This window comes from Campylobacter sp. US50a (assembly GCF_004379015.1).
GTDB classification, from domain to species: Bacteria; Campylobacterota; Campylobacteria; order Campylobacterales; family Campylobacteraceae; genus Campylobacter_D; species Campylobacter_D jejuni.
In genome coordinates, this window is sequence record NZ_RYYJ01000005.1 from 48,099 (window position 1) to 63,707 (window position 15,609).

Below are 15,609 nucleotides of genomic sequence, written 5' to 3' on the forward strand. Positions count from 1 at the left end.
TTGTGCCTACCATAAATCAATTGGTTAGAAAAGAGCGCAAAAAAGTTTTAGAAAAATCTAAATCTCCAGCGCTTAAAAATTGTCCACAAAGAAGGGGAGTTTGCACTAGGGTTTATACTACAACACCTAAAAAACCAAACTCAGCGTTAAGAAAAGTTGCCAAAGTAAGACTTACTAGTGGCTTTGAAGTGATCAGCTATATCGGCGGTGAAGGTCATAACTTGCAAGAACACAGCATTGTTTTAGTGCGTGGCGGTAGGGTAAAAGACTTACCAGGGGTTAAATATCACATCGTTCGTGGTGCTCTTGATACAGCAGGTGTTGCAAAAAGAACAGTTTCTCGTTCTAAATATGGTGCTAAACGCCCTAAAGCAGGCGCTGCAAAATAATCATTCATACAGACAAATCCGTTAGATTTGATTTTGTTTGAGTAAAATTTAAAATTTGAAGGAAAAATAATGAGAAGAAGAAAAGCTCCGGTAAGAGAAGTCTTGCCTGATCCGATTTATGGTAATAAAGTAATCACAAAATTTATTAATTCTTTAATGTATGATGGTAAAAAAAGCACAGCTACAACAATTATGTATGGTGCTTTAGAAGCTATTGATAAAAAAGGTGGCGAGAAAAAAGGTATTGATATTTTTAATGATGCGATTGAAAATATCAAGCCTTTATTAGAAGTGAAATCTCGTCGTGTAGGTGGTGCAACCTATCAAGTTCCAGTAGAAGTTCGCCCTGCTAGACAACAAGCTTTGGCGATTCGTTGGATTATTTCTTTTGCAAGAAAAAGAAGTGAAAGAACTATGATTGATAAACTTGCAGCTGAGCTTTTAGATGCTGCTAATAGCAAAGGTGCTTCATTTAAGAAGAAAGAAGATACTTATAAAATGGCTGAAGCAAATAAAGCATTTGCTCACTATCGTTGGTAAGAAGGAGTGTGTATGTCAAGAAGTACTCCTTTAAAAAAAGTTAGAAATATCGGTATTGCTGCTCACATCGATGCGGGTAAAACGACTACATCTGAAAGAATTCTTTTCTTTACAGGCATGAGTCATAAAATCGGTGAAGTTCATGATGGTGCTGCAACTATGGACTGGATGGAACAAGAGAAAGAGCGTGGGATTACTATCACTTCTGCGGCTACAACTTGTTTTTGGAAAGACCATCAAATCAACCTTATTGACACTCCAGGCCACGTTGATTTTACAATTGAAGTTGAAAGATCTATGCGTGTTCTTGATGGTGCTGTTGCGGTATTTTGTTCAGTGGGTGGGGTGCAACCTCAAAGTGAAACAGTTTGGAGACAAGCAAATAAATACGGTGTTCCAAGAATAGTATTTGTAAACAAAATGGATAGAATCGGTGCAAATTTTTACAATGTAGAAGATCAAATTCGCAACCGTTTAAAAGCTAATCCAGTTCCACTTCAAATTCCAATTGGTGCTGAGGATAATTTTAAAGGCGTAATCGATCTTGTAACTATGAAAGCTTTAGTTTGGGAAGATGATACTAAGCCAACTGATTATGTAGAAAAAGAAATTCCAGCTGAACTTAAAGAAAAGGCAGAAGAATATCGTACAAAAATGATAGAAGCAGTTTCTGAAACTTCAGATGAGTTGATGGAAAAATATTTAGGCGGAGAAGAATTAAGCCTTGAAGAGATTAAAACAGGGATTAAAGCAGGATGTTTAAGTCTTTCTATCGTTCCTATGCTTTGCGGTACAGCGTTTAAAAATAAAGGGGTTCAACCTTTACTTGATGCTGTTGTGGCTTATTTACCAGCTCCTGATGAAGTGGCAAATATCAAGGGTGAATATGAAGATGGCACAGAAGTTTCTGTAAAATCAACCGATGATGGCGAGTTTGCAGGGCTTGCATTTAAAATCATGACAGATCCATTTGTAGGACAACTTACTTTCGTGCGTGTTTATCGCGGTTGTTTAGAAAGCGGTTCTTATGCTTATAACTCAACTAAAGATAAAAAAGAAAGAATTGGTCGTTTGTTAAAAATGCACTCTAACAAAAGAGAAGAGATTAAAGTGCTTTACGCAGGCGAAATTGGTGCTGTTGTAGGACTTAAAGATACTTTAACAGGGGATACTCTTGCAAGTGAAAAAGATAAGGTAATCCTTGAAAGAATGGATTTTCCAGATCCAGTTATTTCTGTTGCAGTTGAGCCAAAAACTAAAGCTGATCAAGAGAAAATGTCTATTGCTTTAAATAAATTAGCACAAGAAGATCCAAGTTTTAGAGTTTCTACAGATGAAGAAAGTGGCCAAACTATCATTTCGGGTATGGGTGAGTTACACCTTGAAATTATCGTTGATAGAATGCTACGTGAATTTAAAGTTGAAGCTGAAGTAGGTCAACCACAAGTTGCTTATCGCGAAACTATTAGAAAAACCGTTGAACAAGAATACAAATATGCTAAACAATCAGGTGGTCGTGGTCAGTATGGACATGTATTCTTACGCCTTGAACCGCTTGAGCCAGGTAGTGGATATGAATTTGTTAATGATATCAAAGGTGGGGTAATTCCAAAAGAATACATTCCTGCGGTTGATAAAGGTGTTCAAGAAGCATTACAAAATGGTGTTTTAGCAGGTTATCCTGTAGAAGATGTTAAAGTAACTGTTTATGATGGAAGTTATCACGAAGTGGATTCATCTGAAATGGCATTTAAACTTGCTGCTTCTATGGGCTTTAAAGAAGGTGCTAGAAAAGCAGGCGCTGTGATCTTAGAGCCTATGATGAAAGTCGAAGTAGAAACTCCTGAAGATTACATGGGTGATGTTATTGGCGATCTTAACAAACGTCGTGGTCAAGTAAATAGCATGGATGAGCGTGGTGGAAATAAAATCATCACAGCATTTTGTCCTTTGGCTGAAATGTTTGGTTATTCAACTGATCTTAGAAGTCAAACTCAAGGTCGTGCGACTTATTCTATGGAATTTGATCACTATGATGAAGTTCCTAAAAATGTTGCGGATGAAATCATCAAAAAAAGAAACGGTTAAATTTTTAGCGGGATTTTTCCCGCTTTCTGTCCTCGTAGCTCAGCAGGATAGAGCGCAAAATTCCTAATTTTGAGGCCGTGAGTTCGAATCTCGCCGTGGACACCAAGTAGTAATTCATTAAGTAATATTAAGATACAAAATACACTATTTTAACAACTTTTCTACATTAAAATTTTTCATTATGATTGAAATTTTTTCTATTTTTTCTTATAATTCTGTAGCCATTTATGTAGCCAAAGTAAAAAAGCTAATTCTGGCTACAAAAATACTAAAAAAAGGTTTTTTTAATGCTAACTCAAAAAGATATAGACAATTTAGAAATAAAAGATAAAAGGTATATGATTAGCGTAGGAGAACCAAAAGAATTATATGTCCGAGTTAATCCAACAGGTAAAAAAGTTTTTTATTTAAGAGCTTCAAAATTTAAAAATTTTATAACAATAGGGGAATGCCAAAAAGGTGTTTTAAATGTTACAAATGCAAGAGAAAAGGCAAAAGAACTTTTAAAATTAATGTATGATGGAAAATTTATCGGCAAAAATGATAAGGTTATGACACTTGAAAAAGCAAATTTTCTTTATGTTGATATAAAATCTAAAAAATTAAATTCAGCTACAATCAAAAAAGAACAGTCAATTTTTAAAAAATATATTATTCCCACTTTGGGACAAAAAGATATAAATGAATTGAAAAAAGATGATTTTCTACCTATTTATGATTTAATGCAGAAAAAAGGAATATACGAAACAATAAAGAAAAATATATCTTTGCTATGTAGGATATTTGAGATTAGTAGACAAAGAGGTGACTTAAAAACAGATATAATACTTCAATTGAAAGATTTAAAGAAATTTTACAATGAAGCAAATCACAATAAAGTTAAACATTTTAAAGCTATAGTAGAAGAACAAGAAATAAAAAATATGTTAGAATGTATGAAAGAATATAAAAATCATCCACGGACAAATACAACTATAATTAATGCAATTTATTTTACGCTTTTAACAGCACAAAGAAGTAAAAATATTCGATTTGCTAAATGGAGTGATATTGACTTTGAAAACAATCTTTGGATTATAAAAGCAGATGAAATGAAAGTAAGATCTAATGGTGATAATATTATCCCTTTAAATAAATATGCTTTAAAGATACTAGATATGCAAAGAATTTTAAATGGAGATAAAAAGTATATTTTCGCTAATAATAATGGAACTATTAGCGAGAATTTTGCTGTAAGATTTTTTAAATTTTATAATTTAGAGCACACTATACATGGATATCGTTCTACTTTTAGAAGTGTTTATACTAATAAAAGCAATGAGTTAATTCAGCAAGGTATTAGTAAAGATATAGCAGAAATGATATTACATCATATAAGCGGTAATGAAATAGAAAGGGCTTACAACAGAGCCAAGGCAATTGATTTAAGAGTAAAACTTATGCAATGGTATGGAAATTACTTAAACTCTCTTTGTGAGTTTTGCTTTTAATGTCTTTTAGCTTTAAGCCATTTTTCTATTTCTTTTATTTCATATCTTATGGATTTTCCTATGCGAATGTAAGGTATTTTGCCATCTTGTCTTAACTTAAATAATGATGTTATACTAACTCCTAAATATTCGCTCAATTCTTTTTCTCTAAAATATTTTTTAACCATTTTCAACTCCTAATCTTTTATCTATAATTTCAAAAATAGTATCCTTGTAATAATTCCAAAGCCATTTCTGTTCTTCATCTTCTAAATCATCAACGCTTAAATTACGCCATTCTTTTATTGTTTTAGTATCACACCCTAAATTCATCATGGTTTTTGTAAAAGTCATAACATAGGTATCAACAACAACACTAAAGATATTTTTCATATCTCCTATACAATCCCTAAGATCTACATTTTCAAATATACAATTTTCAAATTCTGTTCTTAGAAAATTACAAAAATGAAAACTTGCTCCGCTGAAATCACAATCTATAAAAGATGCATTCTTACTTGAAATATCATTTAAATTAGCGTTTTTAAAACTAGCACCATTTATAAATGCATTATTAAAATCTAATTCACTTAAATTTATATTTTCCAAGTTTGCATTATTTAAAGAAATCCCTTCTAAAATACAATACTCAACTAATTCTTTTTCACTTTTCCTATCATTTTCGATAATGATAGTTTTATCTAATCTTTTTAAAACTCCCAATTTATCTCCTTAATATTTTTTTCCATTTTTCTTCGTATTCTTCATGATTTTGCCAATAAATAAGCTCTTTTTCTAATTTATTTAAAACAGCTTCAAACACTAAATTTTTACCTATTTTTTTGGCAAATAAACTCATTTCCCATTCTTTTATACAAAGAATTCTGTAATCCTTGGCTAGTATTTTCTAAGCTCTAGTAATTCTTTTTGACTAAGTTTTCTTTTAAAACTTAGTTCATTCTTGTGTTCTAAGTTGTATTGTAAGGCTTTAATTTTGTTTTCATATTTCTCCTTTTGTTGTTTAAGTTGTGATTTGTAGCCTATTTTTTAATGATGATTTAAAGAATTAAGCCTTAGATTTTCATCGCTTAGGGTTTTAATTCTAGCTTGTGTTTGTTCTCTTAAAAGCTTAGCTACTTTTTTGCGGTATTCTTTAGCTTTAGGGCTTTTAATAAAGAAGCCTAGCATATAAACACCTTCTAAAGTCCATTTGATTACTCTTTGTCTTCTACCTTTGGTTTGCTCATAATCGTAGAAATAGTGTATATTTTCTATGAGTTCATCAGCGTGTAAATTTTTGTAAGACATTATTGTAGTGTTATCCACTGCGTAGTTATATGCAACTTCTGTATTTAAAAAAATGTTTTTGGGGTTAAAGTTTGCATAATTACTCCTGCTTTTAATTTAAAAGCAAGAGTGTTTTGTAAGTTTAGTGTTGTTTTTTTACATTTTTATAAACTTTTCAAGCCTCATATAATGCAAAAACTAAGAAAAAGAAATAAATCAAGTATTTACATACCAAAAATAAACGCTAAGGTAAAGTATTTAATCACTAGCTTAAATGATGTATATTTTAATAGTGAGAGAATGGCAGATATTGAAACTTACATTAATAGCGATGATACGATTATAGAGCTATGGCAGAATGCAATTGATTTTTATAGCGGTAAAATCAATATGTTTAAGATTTTTCAACCGCTTTTCTTAGATGTTTTACTTGTGGGAACAAGTATAGCTAAGGTTACTTGGCATAAAGGAATGCCACGCATTGAAAGAGTAGATATTGATAGTATATTCTTTGATCCAAATGCATTAAATAGTGAAGATGTAGGTTATATAGTTAATGAAATTTACCTAACTTATAATCAAATCCATGAAAGACAAAAGCTAGGATTTTATAAAAACATAGAAATCCAAAAGCTTTTTGACGAAGATGATGAGTATAAAAAAGTGAAGCTTTATGATATTTATGAAAGAAAAAACGATGATGAGTGGGTGGTTTCTACCTTATTTGAAAATAATTTACTTAGAAATGAAGTTACTTTGCAAGATGGACAGCCTTTTGTCTGGGGTTCAATGCTACCACAACTTAAAAAGATAGATAACGAAAACTATGTAAGTGCTTATGGCGAGCCTATAATGGCTTCTGCTATGCCTTTGCAAGATGAAATTAATATAACTAGAAATCTTTTAATAGATGCAGTAAGAACTCATATCATGCCTAAAATAATGATGCCAAAATCAATGGGAGTAAGCAGAGAAGATATAGAAACCTTAGGAAAACCAATATATACAGACGATCCAAAGGGTGTGCAAATATTACCACCACCAAATGTAAATAGTGCGGGAATGAATTTACAGCTTTTAGAAAGCGAACTCACAGAAGTTACAGGAGTTAGTCCACAAAACAATGGAGCTCAAACTGCACAAAATGAAACAGCAACAGAAATTAGCATAAAAGCACAAGAAGGTGGAAGAAGAAGTGCTGATTATATAAGACAGTATAATGAAACCTTTATAGAGCCTTTATTTGATAGATTTGCAATGCTTGTTTTTAAGTATGGAGAAGATAGTTTTTTTAATGGTTTTCAAAGAGAGGATATACCTAGTTTTAGATTTAAAATTCAAACCGGCACAGGTGCCATGAATAAAGAAATTAGACGTGCAGGAATTCAAGCTAGTATGCAAGTTTTTTCACAATTATATCAAATGTATATGAGCATAGGCGATGCAAATTCTGCTTATGGGATTATAAATGCTAGCAAAGAACTTATTAAAGAATTATTACCAATTTTAGGTGTAAAGAATGTAAATAGTTTATTTGCTTTTGAAAACAATGAAGATATTAATCCGCAAATGCAAGGAGAAACTAATGCTTAATATTGAAATTAAAAGTGATATATCTAAAACCAAAGGAGGAAAGAAATTAATAGATTTTATCAAAGCAAAATATAGCGAATGTTTTTATATAGCAAAAAATAACGATGAGAAAGAGTTAAGGTTAAAAGCTTTAGATACTATGGCTTTTTTAGATGTAATAATTAACAAAATAAAGGATGAAGAAGATGGAAAATGATACTTTAAAAGATTTAATTAATGTTATAACAGATGATGATAAAGGACAAGTTGCTAATAATGGCGATGAACCTACGCAAGTAGCAGATAATGAACCTATGCAGGTTGCTAATGAGAACGAGCCTGATTATAAGGCGATGTTTGAAGCTTATAAAAGTGAAAATGACAACAAATTAAATGCTTTAATGAGTGAGCTTGAAGCTTTAAAAAATCCAAAAAAAGAGCCAAGCGAACAAGAATTACAAAGAGAGCAGTATTTAAAAGAATTAGGACTTGATGGACTTGATGAGAAATTAAAAAGGCTTGAAGAGCTTGATAAAAAGCAAAAAGACAAAGAAGAGCAAGATGCACTAATCGCTAAATACGCACAAGTAGAAAGCGAGTTAAGAAAAGCCTATCCTGATGCGGATTTAAAGGCTATGGCAGAACTTGCAACAAAATTAAATGGTTTAGGCGAAGGGAATATTGACAGCTGGAAAACCTTGCTTAATTTGGTCGGAAAATCAAATAATGCCAAAAAAGCTGAAGATTTATCAAGTGCAAATAATAATGTAAGAACTAGTGATTTTAACGATAAGTTAAAAAAAGGCGAAGTTAGCGAGATAGATCTAGGTAAAGAATTATTAAGTTTAGTATAAAGGAGAAATTATGGATTTTATAACAGCTTTAAAAGGTGGTACGGGATTAGGATCTAGCTTTGCAGATACTTTGATGAAAACAAGCAATTTCACTCCAAATTTAGCAAGTAGCAGTAGTGGTTTTTTAAATGGATTAAAAAATTCTTTTAGTAATTTTGGAGATTGGTTATTTAAAAGTTCTGATGCAAATAAAGTAACTAATTTTGATAGATTAGGAAATGTTTTAGGCGGTGCTGGTGCTTTATATGGTGCTTATAATCAGCAAAAGATGGCACAAAAGAATTATGAGCTACAAAAAGATGCTTATAACTTCAATAAGTATCTAGCTAATGAAGAATTAAATAGAAGAAAGAATATGGAAAATAAACTTCAAAATGTTTGGAGTAATTAAATAAATTTGGATTTAAGGAAGCCAAAGGGAAATTATAGCTCCCCTTTAAAAGGGGAAATCAAGTATTAATAAACCTTGACTATAATTATACAAAGTAGTATAATTATAACTATAATTTTGGTTAGCAATTTAATCACCTCCCAACTGGGCGGTAAATTAACGCTAAAGGGTGGCGACCCTTTGGCGTTGCACCCTTTTAAAATTATACACAAACTTCCTTAAATCCTTTATTTTAAAAGAAAGAATAAAGGAAACAAAATGGCATTTTATAACCCACAAAGAGTAGTATTTAACCCCGATACAGGCGTTATACAAAACGCAGGAAAAGTCGGTGGTGTCTTATATGACATCATGAGCAAAAGTTTTGATGATAAAGTTAAAGCTAATGAGTTTCAGCAAGAGCAAGATTTAAGAAAGCAACAAATGGAATTTAATCAGGCTATGCAAAATAATCAGCTTTTGCAAAATGAGAGAAACTTTGATTATCAAAAAGAAAGAGCAAATATAGCAGATCAGCAATGGCAAATGAACTACAATCAAAGAGCTAGACAATATGCCATGCAAAATGCTTTAAGACAGCAAGAAATAAATGCTAATAAGGCTTACAAGGATTTAAATTATCAAAAAGGATTATTAGAACTACAAAAATTGCAAAATGAGATAAATGCAAAACAAAAAGAGCAGGATTTATTAAATGGAGTTCTTAGTAATAGTCAAGGTTTCAATAGTCAAAACAATGCAAATTTACAAAACAATACAAGATATAAAGCAGACGCTCAGTTTTTAGATTTAGCAAATAATCAAGGTAAAACATATGATACAACCCATGGTTTTTGGAATGGAGCTATAGAGCGTGGTTTTGGTGGATGGGGAAGTCAAAGTACGGATTTAAATGATGCAAGTGATTTATTCTTAAAAAGAATGCAAAGTGATTTATTAAGGGGTGGTAAAAATGCTAAATGGAATTTAGAGAATATACAAGCCAATTTCCCTATTAATGGTTATACCATGGAAGCAAATAATCAAAGGGTAGCTCAAGCATTAGCAGGAGAATGGTTAGCAGAAGCTCCAAACTCTTTTAAAATGGAATTAGCAGAAAGACTAGGAAATGCCAAAACAAATATAGAAAAACAAAGTGCTATAGAAGACTATCAAAAGAATATGAATTTTTATAATAACTATGCCCCAAAGGTAAAAGCTTTTTATTGGGATGAAAAATACTCAAAACCTAGTAAAAATGCAGTAATTATAGATAATTCAACAACTAATCAAAATATACAAAACGATTTAGCCAAAAATATATTAGAAGTGCAAAATCAAAATACACCAAAATTACATAGCGTTAGTTTTAATGGAATTAATGCTCAAATATCAGAGCCTGATGCTAATGGTAATGTAATATTAGTTAATCAAGTAGGTAGAAAAATGCAAGTTAGCGTAGAAGAATTAAAAAAACAAGGATTAATACAATGAATATAAGAGAATTTTTATTAGAAAAACCACAAGAAAATAACATTATTTCATTTTTACAAGATGGAGTAAGTCAAAGTGAAAATCAAAATACAAGTGAATATTTATCAAATTTAAAAAATGAAGTAATAAATGATTTTTATAAAAATAAAGATAGATATGCTAAAGAATATGAAAAATATAATTTCAAAGACCAAAATTTAACAAATCCTATGGGTAATATTAGTGAATATAAAAGGGATTTATATGATTATAATAAAAATCCATCCATGAATGCTGATGATTTAAGTAATTATATTTTAGATAAGCAATCTAAATTTAATGCCTCTAAACCTATTTTTGCTGATGATAATGAAGTAGCAAGAAAAAGTAATCAGTTTATGAGAGATTTAGGCGATGAACTGCAAAAATCAGGGCGTGGAAGATTATTGCAAGATGATGATGGATCTTATTGGGTGCAAGATAATAACGGAAATTATTCAAAAGTGCAAGGTAGCACAATGGGTGATTTATATCGTGGATTAAGAGATAATGGTGCTAGTATGGCTTTAGGAACAGCAGGTGCCATTGGCGGCACAATGCTAGGTGGCGGAGTTGGTATGGTTGCAGGGGGTGCATTAGGTGCATCTTTAGGGGCAGGATATGATTACTACGGAAATACAAAAGATACAAATCAAGATATGAATTTAAAAGAAGCTCTTATGCTTATGGGTGAAAATGCTGGACTTTCTTTGATAGGAGACGCAGCTTTTGCAGGAGTTGCTAAAGGAGCAAGAGCTTTAAAAAATACCTATAATATGGCAAAAACAGGAGCACAAGCTGGTAAAGATATGATAGCATGGCAGTAAAAGGTGGTAATTTAAAAGAAAATATAGGGGATAAGCTTAGAAAAATAAGCCCTAGTATTTTAAATGATTTAGCTTCACAAGGTAGCGAAACTTCAAAAGCTTATGCAAGAGAGCTAATAGAAAGCGGAAATAGAAATTATGATGATATATTGCAAAAATCAAGAGCTATGCCTTTAGAAGTTAATCAAGGAAATGCATTAGTTGATGGAGTGGCAAGCAAAATAAAAGATTTCTCAAATACTGCAAAAAATGGCTTTGTAAAAAATACAGCAGACAGCGTAACTAATTCACTAAATAATATTAGTAAAAATATAGGCTCAAAAGAAGCAGCACTGAATCAACAAGATCTTATTAATCTTTCTTTTATGAATGATGATTTAGCTAATATGGCAAGAAGTGTTTTAGCAAATGACCCTAAAATGGCAAATAAGGTTGCAAACTCTTCACACTTACAAGATGAGGCTATATTAAAAGAGTTAAATTTAAATAATGCTTCTAAGGCTGATGAGCTTTATGCTTTAAGAGATGCTAGAGCAAAAAGAGCTTATGATGAATTTGGAAAAGGACTTGATAAACTAGATGAACTTAATCCAAATGGTGTAAAAGTAGATAAGCAAACCATAGATGATATAGTTTTAAACTCAAGTGTTTATAGTGAAAGCACACCAGCTATGATAAAAAATTTTATTCATGAAGCAAAAAGCGGTGCATTAGATGGTAAAAGCGTTAAAGAGATTTACGATAGAATTGATGCTATAGGCAATAAAATAAAAGAAAGCTCAAGTTACAACTATAAAGATTTTTTAAATAGCTTAAAAGACGCATTTTTAGAAAATATAGTAAAAAGTGCTGATAATCCCCAAGAAGCAAAAGAGATTTTAACCAAGATTAGAAAAGATTATGCAGATTTTAAAGTATATGATAAAAGTAAATTAGGAAAAAAACTAGAAGGAAGTGAAAAAGAGATATCAAAAGATATAGATAAAATACTTAATGAAACTAATCCAAAAAAGAATTATGAAGCTATAACAAAAGGACTTAATGATGATGAGATTAAAGTTTTAGATAATCAAATAATAACTAGAGCTTTAGAAAAAAATAAAGTAAATATAGGAGATGCCAATAATCCCAAATTTGCAGTAAATTATAAAGCGGTCATGGATAATTTTGAAAACTTTAAACCAAAAAGCAAATCAGGACAAGAGAAGATTGAAGTTTTAAAAACAATAGGTGATTTACGTACTAACTTTGAAACTGTAATAGATGGTATTTTAAATTCAAAAGCAAAAGAACTAGGACATGGAATAAGTACAAATTTCATAGAAAGAGCTAAAACAATGCTTGTTAATAATTTCACTGATTATATAGCTTTTTATTTTATGAGATTATGGGAAGTTGGCAAAAGAGCTGGAACAAGAATACAAATGCGAAGGGGGTTTAGCAATATAAATAATTTAAAAGATTTTGATAGATCGGCTAAAGAATTTATAGAAAGTATTAAAGATAAAACACTCAAAGAAGAAGCACAAGAAGCTTGTAAAGAATTTTATGATTTGATGTATGGTAAAAATCTTGAAGACATTAAACTTGAAATAACAAATGAGTTAGCATAGAAAGGAGAAAGAAATTTAAGTAGGTTACCAAATAATCCCCTAAAAAGGGGACAAGACTAATAAGCCTTGACAATAATTATACATAAGAGTATAATTATAACGATTATTTGGTGATATGTAATCATAAAAATCACCCACTTTCACGGGTAAAATTTAGCCATAGGGGGCTAGACCTACGGCTAACCCTTAGGGGTATTATATAAAAACCTTACTTAAACTTCTAAAACAAAATATGATAAATCTTTTATTTGGAAATGCAAAGCTTTATATAGCCTTAGCTTTAATGGCAATCTTAGCAGGATATTTTTATCTAAGACTTGATAGCACAAAGGTAAAATTAGAAAAAAGTCAAAGTGATTTAGATTTGGCTTTAAAAATAAATGAAAATAATCAAGAAAAATTAAAAGAATTAAATCAAATTCATAAAACAGAATTAAAGGCTTTAAATGAAGCAAACAATCAAAAAAATCAAGTACAAGAAAGGGTGCAATATGTTAAAGAATACATTTATAAAAGCAATGAAAATAATCTCACTAAGCTTTTTAACAATGTGGTTGATAGGCTGTGGGATGCAAACTCAACAAGTAGTAACCAAAATAGAAATTCAAAAAGTTAGAATTCCGCAAGAACTACTAACATTAAGCCCCCTTGAAAAGCCAATAGCAAAAAATGAACTTGATATTTTAAATGCTTATTCTATGCTTTTTTACAAATATAAACAGTGCGAAATTCAGATAAGCAAAATAAAGGAGCTAAATAATGAGTAATACAAATGTTGATTACAACAAAAGACTTGAAGCATTTAAAGAAATTTATCCGCAAATTTTAGAAATGAGTTTAGCAGAAAAATCTCCATTTGGAGAATTTAAAAAGCTTTTAGAACAATTTGGAAACGATAATGTTATAAGAAATGACCAGCAATTTCAAAGCTTAGCACAAGCGTTGGTAAGTGTTGGACAAACCATAGTAGCTCAAAGTCAAAATACAGCTTTATCCATGATTTTACAAGGCGATGAAAACGAGCTTAACGCTGAAAAAGCTTTACTTTTAAGAGCTCAAACAGAAACAGAAAAAGCAAAACCTGCATTAATAGCTAGACAAACTTCACAGATAGATGATAATTTAAGAATTGAAGCTGCAAAAGTTACACAGAGTGTTCAATTTGGATATTGTACTGGTGGTCTTGATATACCAGAAGAAATTATGAAGCTTGTTAAAGAAAAGATAGAAAATATAGAAAAGTCTTCATAATGCTTATAGATGAAAAAAGGCTTATGAGAAATTATACTCTTAAGCCTGCTTATCCATCAAACATAGGAGAATTAGATACACAAGAAGTATATAAACAATGGTTTACCTATGCTATGATAGGGGTAAATAAATATGTTGAGCTTTTACATAAACAACTTGTAAGAAAAGGTAGAAGTCAAATTCAAAATATAAACCATCCGCTATTTAAAAATTCGTATATAGTGAAAAAATATAACATTAAAAGTTCTAGCACTGCACCTTATAATAAGGAAAACTATAATGATTTAGGACTTAACCAATTTTTCGTAGGGCAAGATCCATACAAACCTTATCAAGGAGATCCTAGTAGTGAAAATGGAATATATCATGATATTTGCGAAATAAGAACTAATTATAATTTAGGAAGTATGCAGTATTATTATGGTTTTCCAAATAATTTAGCTCTTTTATTTGAAAAAGAAAAAGCTTGGAAATATAATGGAAAAGGATTTTTTTATATTGATGAAAAAATAAATTTCAAAGATATATTAAATAAGGCATTGGAAAATATAAATTATGACATGCTTACAAATGATATAGAAGTAGTTATTTTTTCTCAAACCATCCAAAAAAATAATGAATGGATATATCCTAGTATTGATGATATTAAAATACCAGAAATTAAAGTAGAAAATGTTGAATTTAAACCGACTTTTGGAAAACCTTATAAAAAATTATGCATTGATGTTGAAAAATTTTATAATGATTTTAAGGAGTTAAATGAGAGTATATTTAGAATTGAAAAAGTAGAAATAACCTATAATGTATATGAGAAAGCACAAAAAACTAGAGAGAGTGATCCGAGTAAAATATATTATACTTTAACAAGCAAAAAGATATCTTTTTTTGAAGTATTTAACTCAATAAAAGAAAATTATAAATGCAAATATGCAACTCCTTTATGTTTTTATAATAGTTTTAATTTAGTTTGTTATGAAGAGCCTTATATAGCTTATTCATATCCAAGTAATAAAAGCTTTGGAAAAAAAGATACAAGTGTTACGCCAAGCGTATATCCACTATATAGAAAAAGTTCAAATTTGCCTTATGGGCGTAGAGATAGATGGTTTGCATTATGGGATAGTTTTTATTATCTTTATGTATATGAAAAATCAAATAAAGGAATTTTAAGCTTTTTGGCACCTATTGTTACTATTATTTTGGCTGTAGCTACTTGGTGGATTGGCGGACAAGGTGCATGGCTAGGAACATTGATAGGAGTGAGTGAGAATGTAGCTGCGGGTATCACACTAGGAATTAGCTTAGGTTTAGCCGTGGGTTCACTTACTGGAAATAAATTATTTTCAATTCTTAATGCTGTTTGGGGTTTGGTTAATTTTTTAGGTGCTTGGGGTGCTAATAATTGGAATTTAGCTGCAGATTTTACAAAAAATACAGCACAAGCAGCACAAGAAATGTCAACTTTTGGATCAACTTTAAATATTGTTGGAAATTTACTAAGCGGAGCTAGTAAGATTTTTGATGTGGTACAAAGCATTACAGCTAATACCCCTGATATGATAAATGAGCAAAGCGATGTTTCTGATAATGAAGGCGGAAATGGAAGTGAAGCTGAAGAATTAGCAAAAGATGCAATTAATCCAACTTTATGGTATAATTTTGAAACTGCAGATATATTAAATGAAAAAATAGAAAAGAAAGAAAAACCTATTTTTATATTTTAATTTTTGTAGCCATTTTGTAGCCAAATTAAATTTTAAATATTTAAAATTTATATTTTATGGTATTTTATAGTTATTATTAGGTGTTCGCCATGGACACCATTTTATGGGGTGTT

At 30.5% G+C, this 15,609-nt stretch carries 17 protein-coding genes, 1 tRNA gene and 2 pseudogenes; 16 read left to right on the forward strand and 4 right to left on the reverse strand.

What is annotated here, in order from left to right; all coding sequences use genetic code 11:
• Window positions 1-2: 2 nt before the first annotated feature.
• From rpsL to ELQ11_RS04550, 5 genes are all read left to right on the forward strand, one after another.
• The gene (gene rpsL, locus ELQ11_RS04530; RefSeq protein ID WP_002782934.1) at window positions 3-389 is read left to right on the forward strand and encodes a 30S ribosomal protein S12; all 387 of its coding nucleotides are present in this window, start codon (window positions 3-5) and stop codon (window positions 387-389) included.
• A gap of 69 nt (window positions 390-458) precedes the next feature.
• Window positions 459-929 (forward strand): 30S ribosomal protein S7, encoded by a 471-nt coding sequence (gene rpsG / locus ELQ11_RS04535; protein WP_002779471.1) that lies wholly within the window; start codon window positions 459-461, stop codon window positions 927-929.
• Window positions 930-941: 12 nt separating this feature from the next.
• The gene (gene fusA / locus ELQ11_RS04540; protein ID WP_002779472.1) at window positions 942-3,017 is read left to right on the forward strand and encodes an elongation factor G; all 2,076 of its coding nucleotides are present in this window, start codon (window positions 942-944) and stop codon (window positions 3,015-3,017) included.
• A gap of 28 nt (window positions 3,018-3,045) precedes the next feature.
• Window positions 3,046-3,122: transfer RNA gene (locus ELQ11_RS04545), tRNA-Arg, on the forward strand.
• Between the two features lie 182 nt (window positions 3,123-3,304).
• Window positions 3,305-4,507 (forward strand): site-specific integrase, encoded by a 1,203-nt coding sequence (locus ELQ11_RS04550; RefSeq protein ID WP_134225168.1) that lies wholly within the window; start codon window positions 3,305-3,307, stop codon window positions 4,505-4,507.
• Here ELQ11_RS04550 and ELQ11_RS04555 read toward each other — a convergent pair.
• From ELQ11_RS04555 to ELQ11_RS10270, 4 genes and pseudogenes are all read right to left on the reverse strand, one after another.
• On the reverse strand, window positions 4,504-4,674 hold the full coding sequence (locus ELQ11_RS04555) for a helix-turn-helix domain-containing protein (RefSeq protein WP_002864902.1): 171 nt from the start codon (window positions 4,672-4,674) through the stop codon (window positions 4,504-4,506). The genes ELQ11_RS04550 and ELQ11_RS04555 overlap by 4 nt on opposite strands.
• Window positions 4,667-5,209 carry a pentapeptide repeat-containing protein gene (locus ELQ11_RS04560; RefSeq protein ID WP_134225169.1) on the reverse strand — a complete coding sequence of 181 codons (543 nt, stop codon included), beginning with the start codon at window positions 5,207-5,209 and terminating at the stop codon, window positions 4,667-4,669. Before ELQ11_RS04560 ends, ELQ11_RS04555 begins: the two co-directional genes overlap by 8 nt.
• A 1-nt stretch (window position 5,210) precedes the next feature.
• Window positions 5,211-5,530: pseudogene (locus ELQ11_RS10265) on the reverse strand (phage antirepressor Ant); the annotation flags it as partial.
• 3 nt (window positions 5,531-5,533) lie between these two features.
• Entirely contained in the window at window positions 5,534-5,794 is a 261-nt protein-coding gene (locus ELQ11_RS10270; RefSeq protein WP_243833535.1) for a hypothetical protein, read from the reverse strand.
• A gap of 165 nt (window positions 5,795-5,959) precedes the next feature.
• Between ELQ11_RS10270 and ELQ11_RS04570 the strand changes: the two are divergent.
• The 11 genes and pseudogenes from ELQ11_RS04570 to ELQ11_RS04615 all read left to right on the forward strand — a co-directional run.
• Window positions 5,960-7,366 (forward strand): annotated as a pseudogene (locus ELQ11_RS04570) (hypothetical protein); the annotation flags it as partial.
• Window positions 7,359-7,562 (forward strand): hypothetical protein, encoded by a 204-nt coding sequence (locus ELQ11_RS04575; RefSeq protein WP_052858026.1) that lies wholly within the window; start codon window positions 7,359-7,361, stop codon window positions 7,560-7,562. The pseudogene ELQ11_RS04570 and the gene ELQ11_RS04575, both read left to right, overlap by 8 nt.
• Window positions 7,552-8,199, forward strand: coding sequence for a hypothetical protein (locus ELQ11_RS04580; RefSeq protein WP_126264436.1), 648 nt, complete (start codon window positions 7,552-7,554; stop codon window positions 8,197-8,199). The genes ELQ11_RS04575 and ELQ11_RS04580 overlap by 11 nt, the downstream gene beginning before the upstream one ends.
• Before the next feature lie 10 nt (window positions 8,200-8,209).
• Complete coding sequence (locus tag ELQ11_RS04585; protein WP_002861666.1) at window positions 8,210-8,590, forward strand: hypothetical protein; 381 nt, start codon at window positions 8,210-8,212, stop codon at window positions 8,588-8,590.
• A 258-nt stretch (window positions 8,591-8,848) separates the two neighbouring features.
• Window positions 8,849-10,063, forward strand: coding sequence for a hypothetical protein (locus tag ELQ11_RS04590; RefSeq protein WP_134225170.1), 1,215 nt, complete (start codon window positions 8,849-8,851; stop codon window positions 10,061-10,063).
• Window positions 10,060-10,908 (forward strand): hypothetical protein, encoded by an 849-nt coding sequence (locus tag ELQ11_RS10070; protein ID WP_230100221.1) that lies wholly within the window; start codon window positions 10,060-10,062, stop codon window positions 10,906-10,908. Before ELQ11_RS04590 ends, ELQ11_RS10070 begins: the two co-directional genes overlap by 4 nt.
• Window positions 10,899-12,521, forward strand: a complete 1,623-nt coding sequence (locus tag ELQ11_RS10275) for a hypothetical protein (protein ID WP_243833536.1) — start codon at window positions 10,899-10,901, stop codon at window positions 12,519-12,521. The genes ELQ11_RS10070 and ELQ11_RS10275 overlap by 10 nt, the downstream gene beginning before the upstream one ends.
• 232 nt (window positions 12,522-12,753) lie before the next feature.
• Window positions 12,754-13,137: a hypothetical protein gene (locus ELQ11_RS04600; RefSeq protein ID WP_126264434.1), complete on the forward strand. Its 384-nt coding sequence runs from the start codon at window positions 12,754-12,756 to the stop codon at window positions 13,135-13,137.
• Window positions 13,091-13,288 (forward strand): hypothetical protein, encoded by a 198-nt coding sequence (locus ELQ11_RS04605; protein ID WP_002781772.1) that lies wholly within the window; start codon window positions 13,091-13,093, stop codon window positions 13,286-13,288. Before ELQ11_RS04600 ends, ELQ11_RS04605 begins: the two co-directional genes overlap by 47 nt.
• Complete coding sequence (locus tag ELQ11_RS04610; RefSeq protein WP_126264433.1) at window positions 13,281-13,772, forward strand: hypothetical protein; 492 nt, start codon at window positions 13,281-13,283, stop codon at window positions 13,770-13,772. The genes ELQ11_RS04605 and ELQ11_RS04610 overlap by 8 nt, the downstream gene beginning before the upstream one ends.
• Complete coding sequence (locus ELQ11_RS04615; RefSeq protein WP_134225171.1) at window positions 13,772-15,496, forward strand: hypothetical protein; 1,725 nt, start codon at window positions 13,772-13,774, stop codon at window positions 15,494-15,496. Before ELQ11_RS04610 ends, ELQ11_RS04615 begins: the two co-directional genes overlap by 1 nt.
• Window positions 15,497-15,609: the final 113 nt, after the last annotated feature.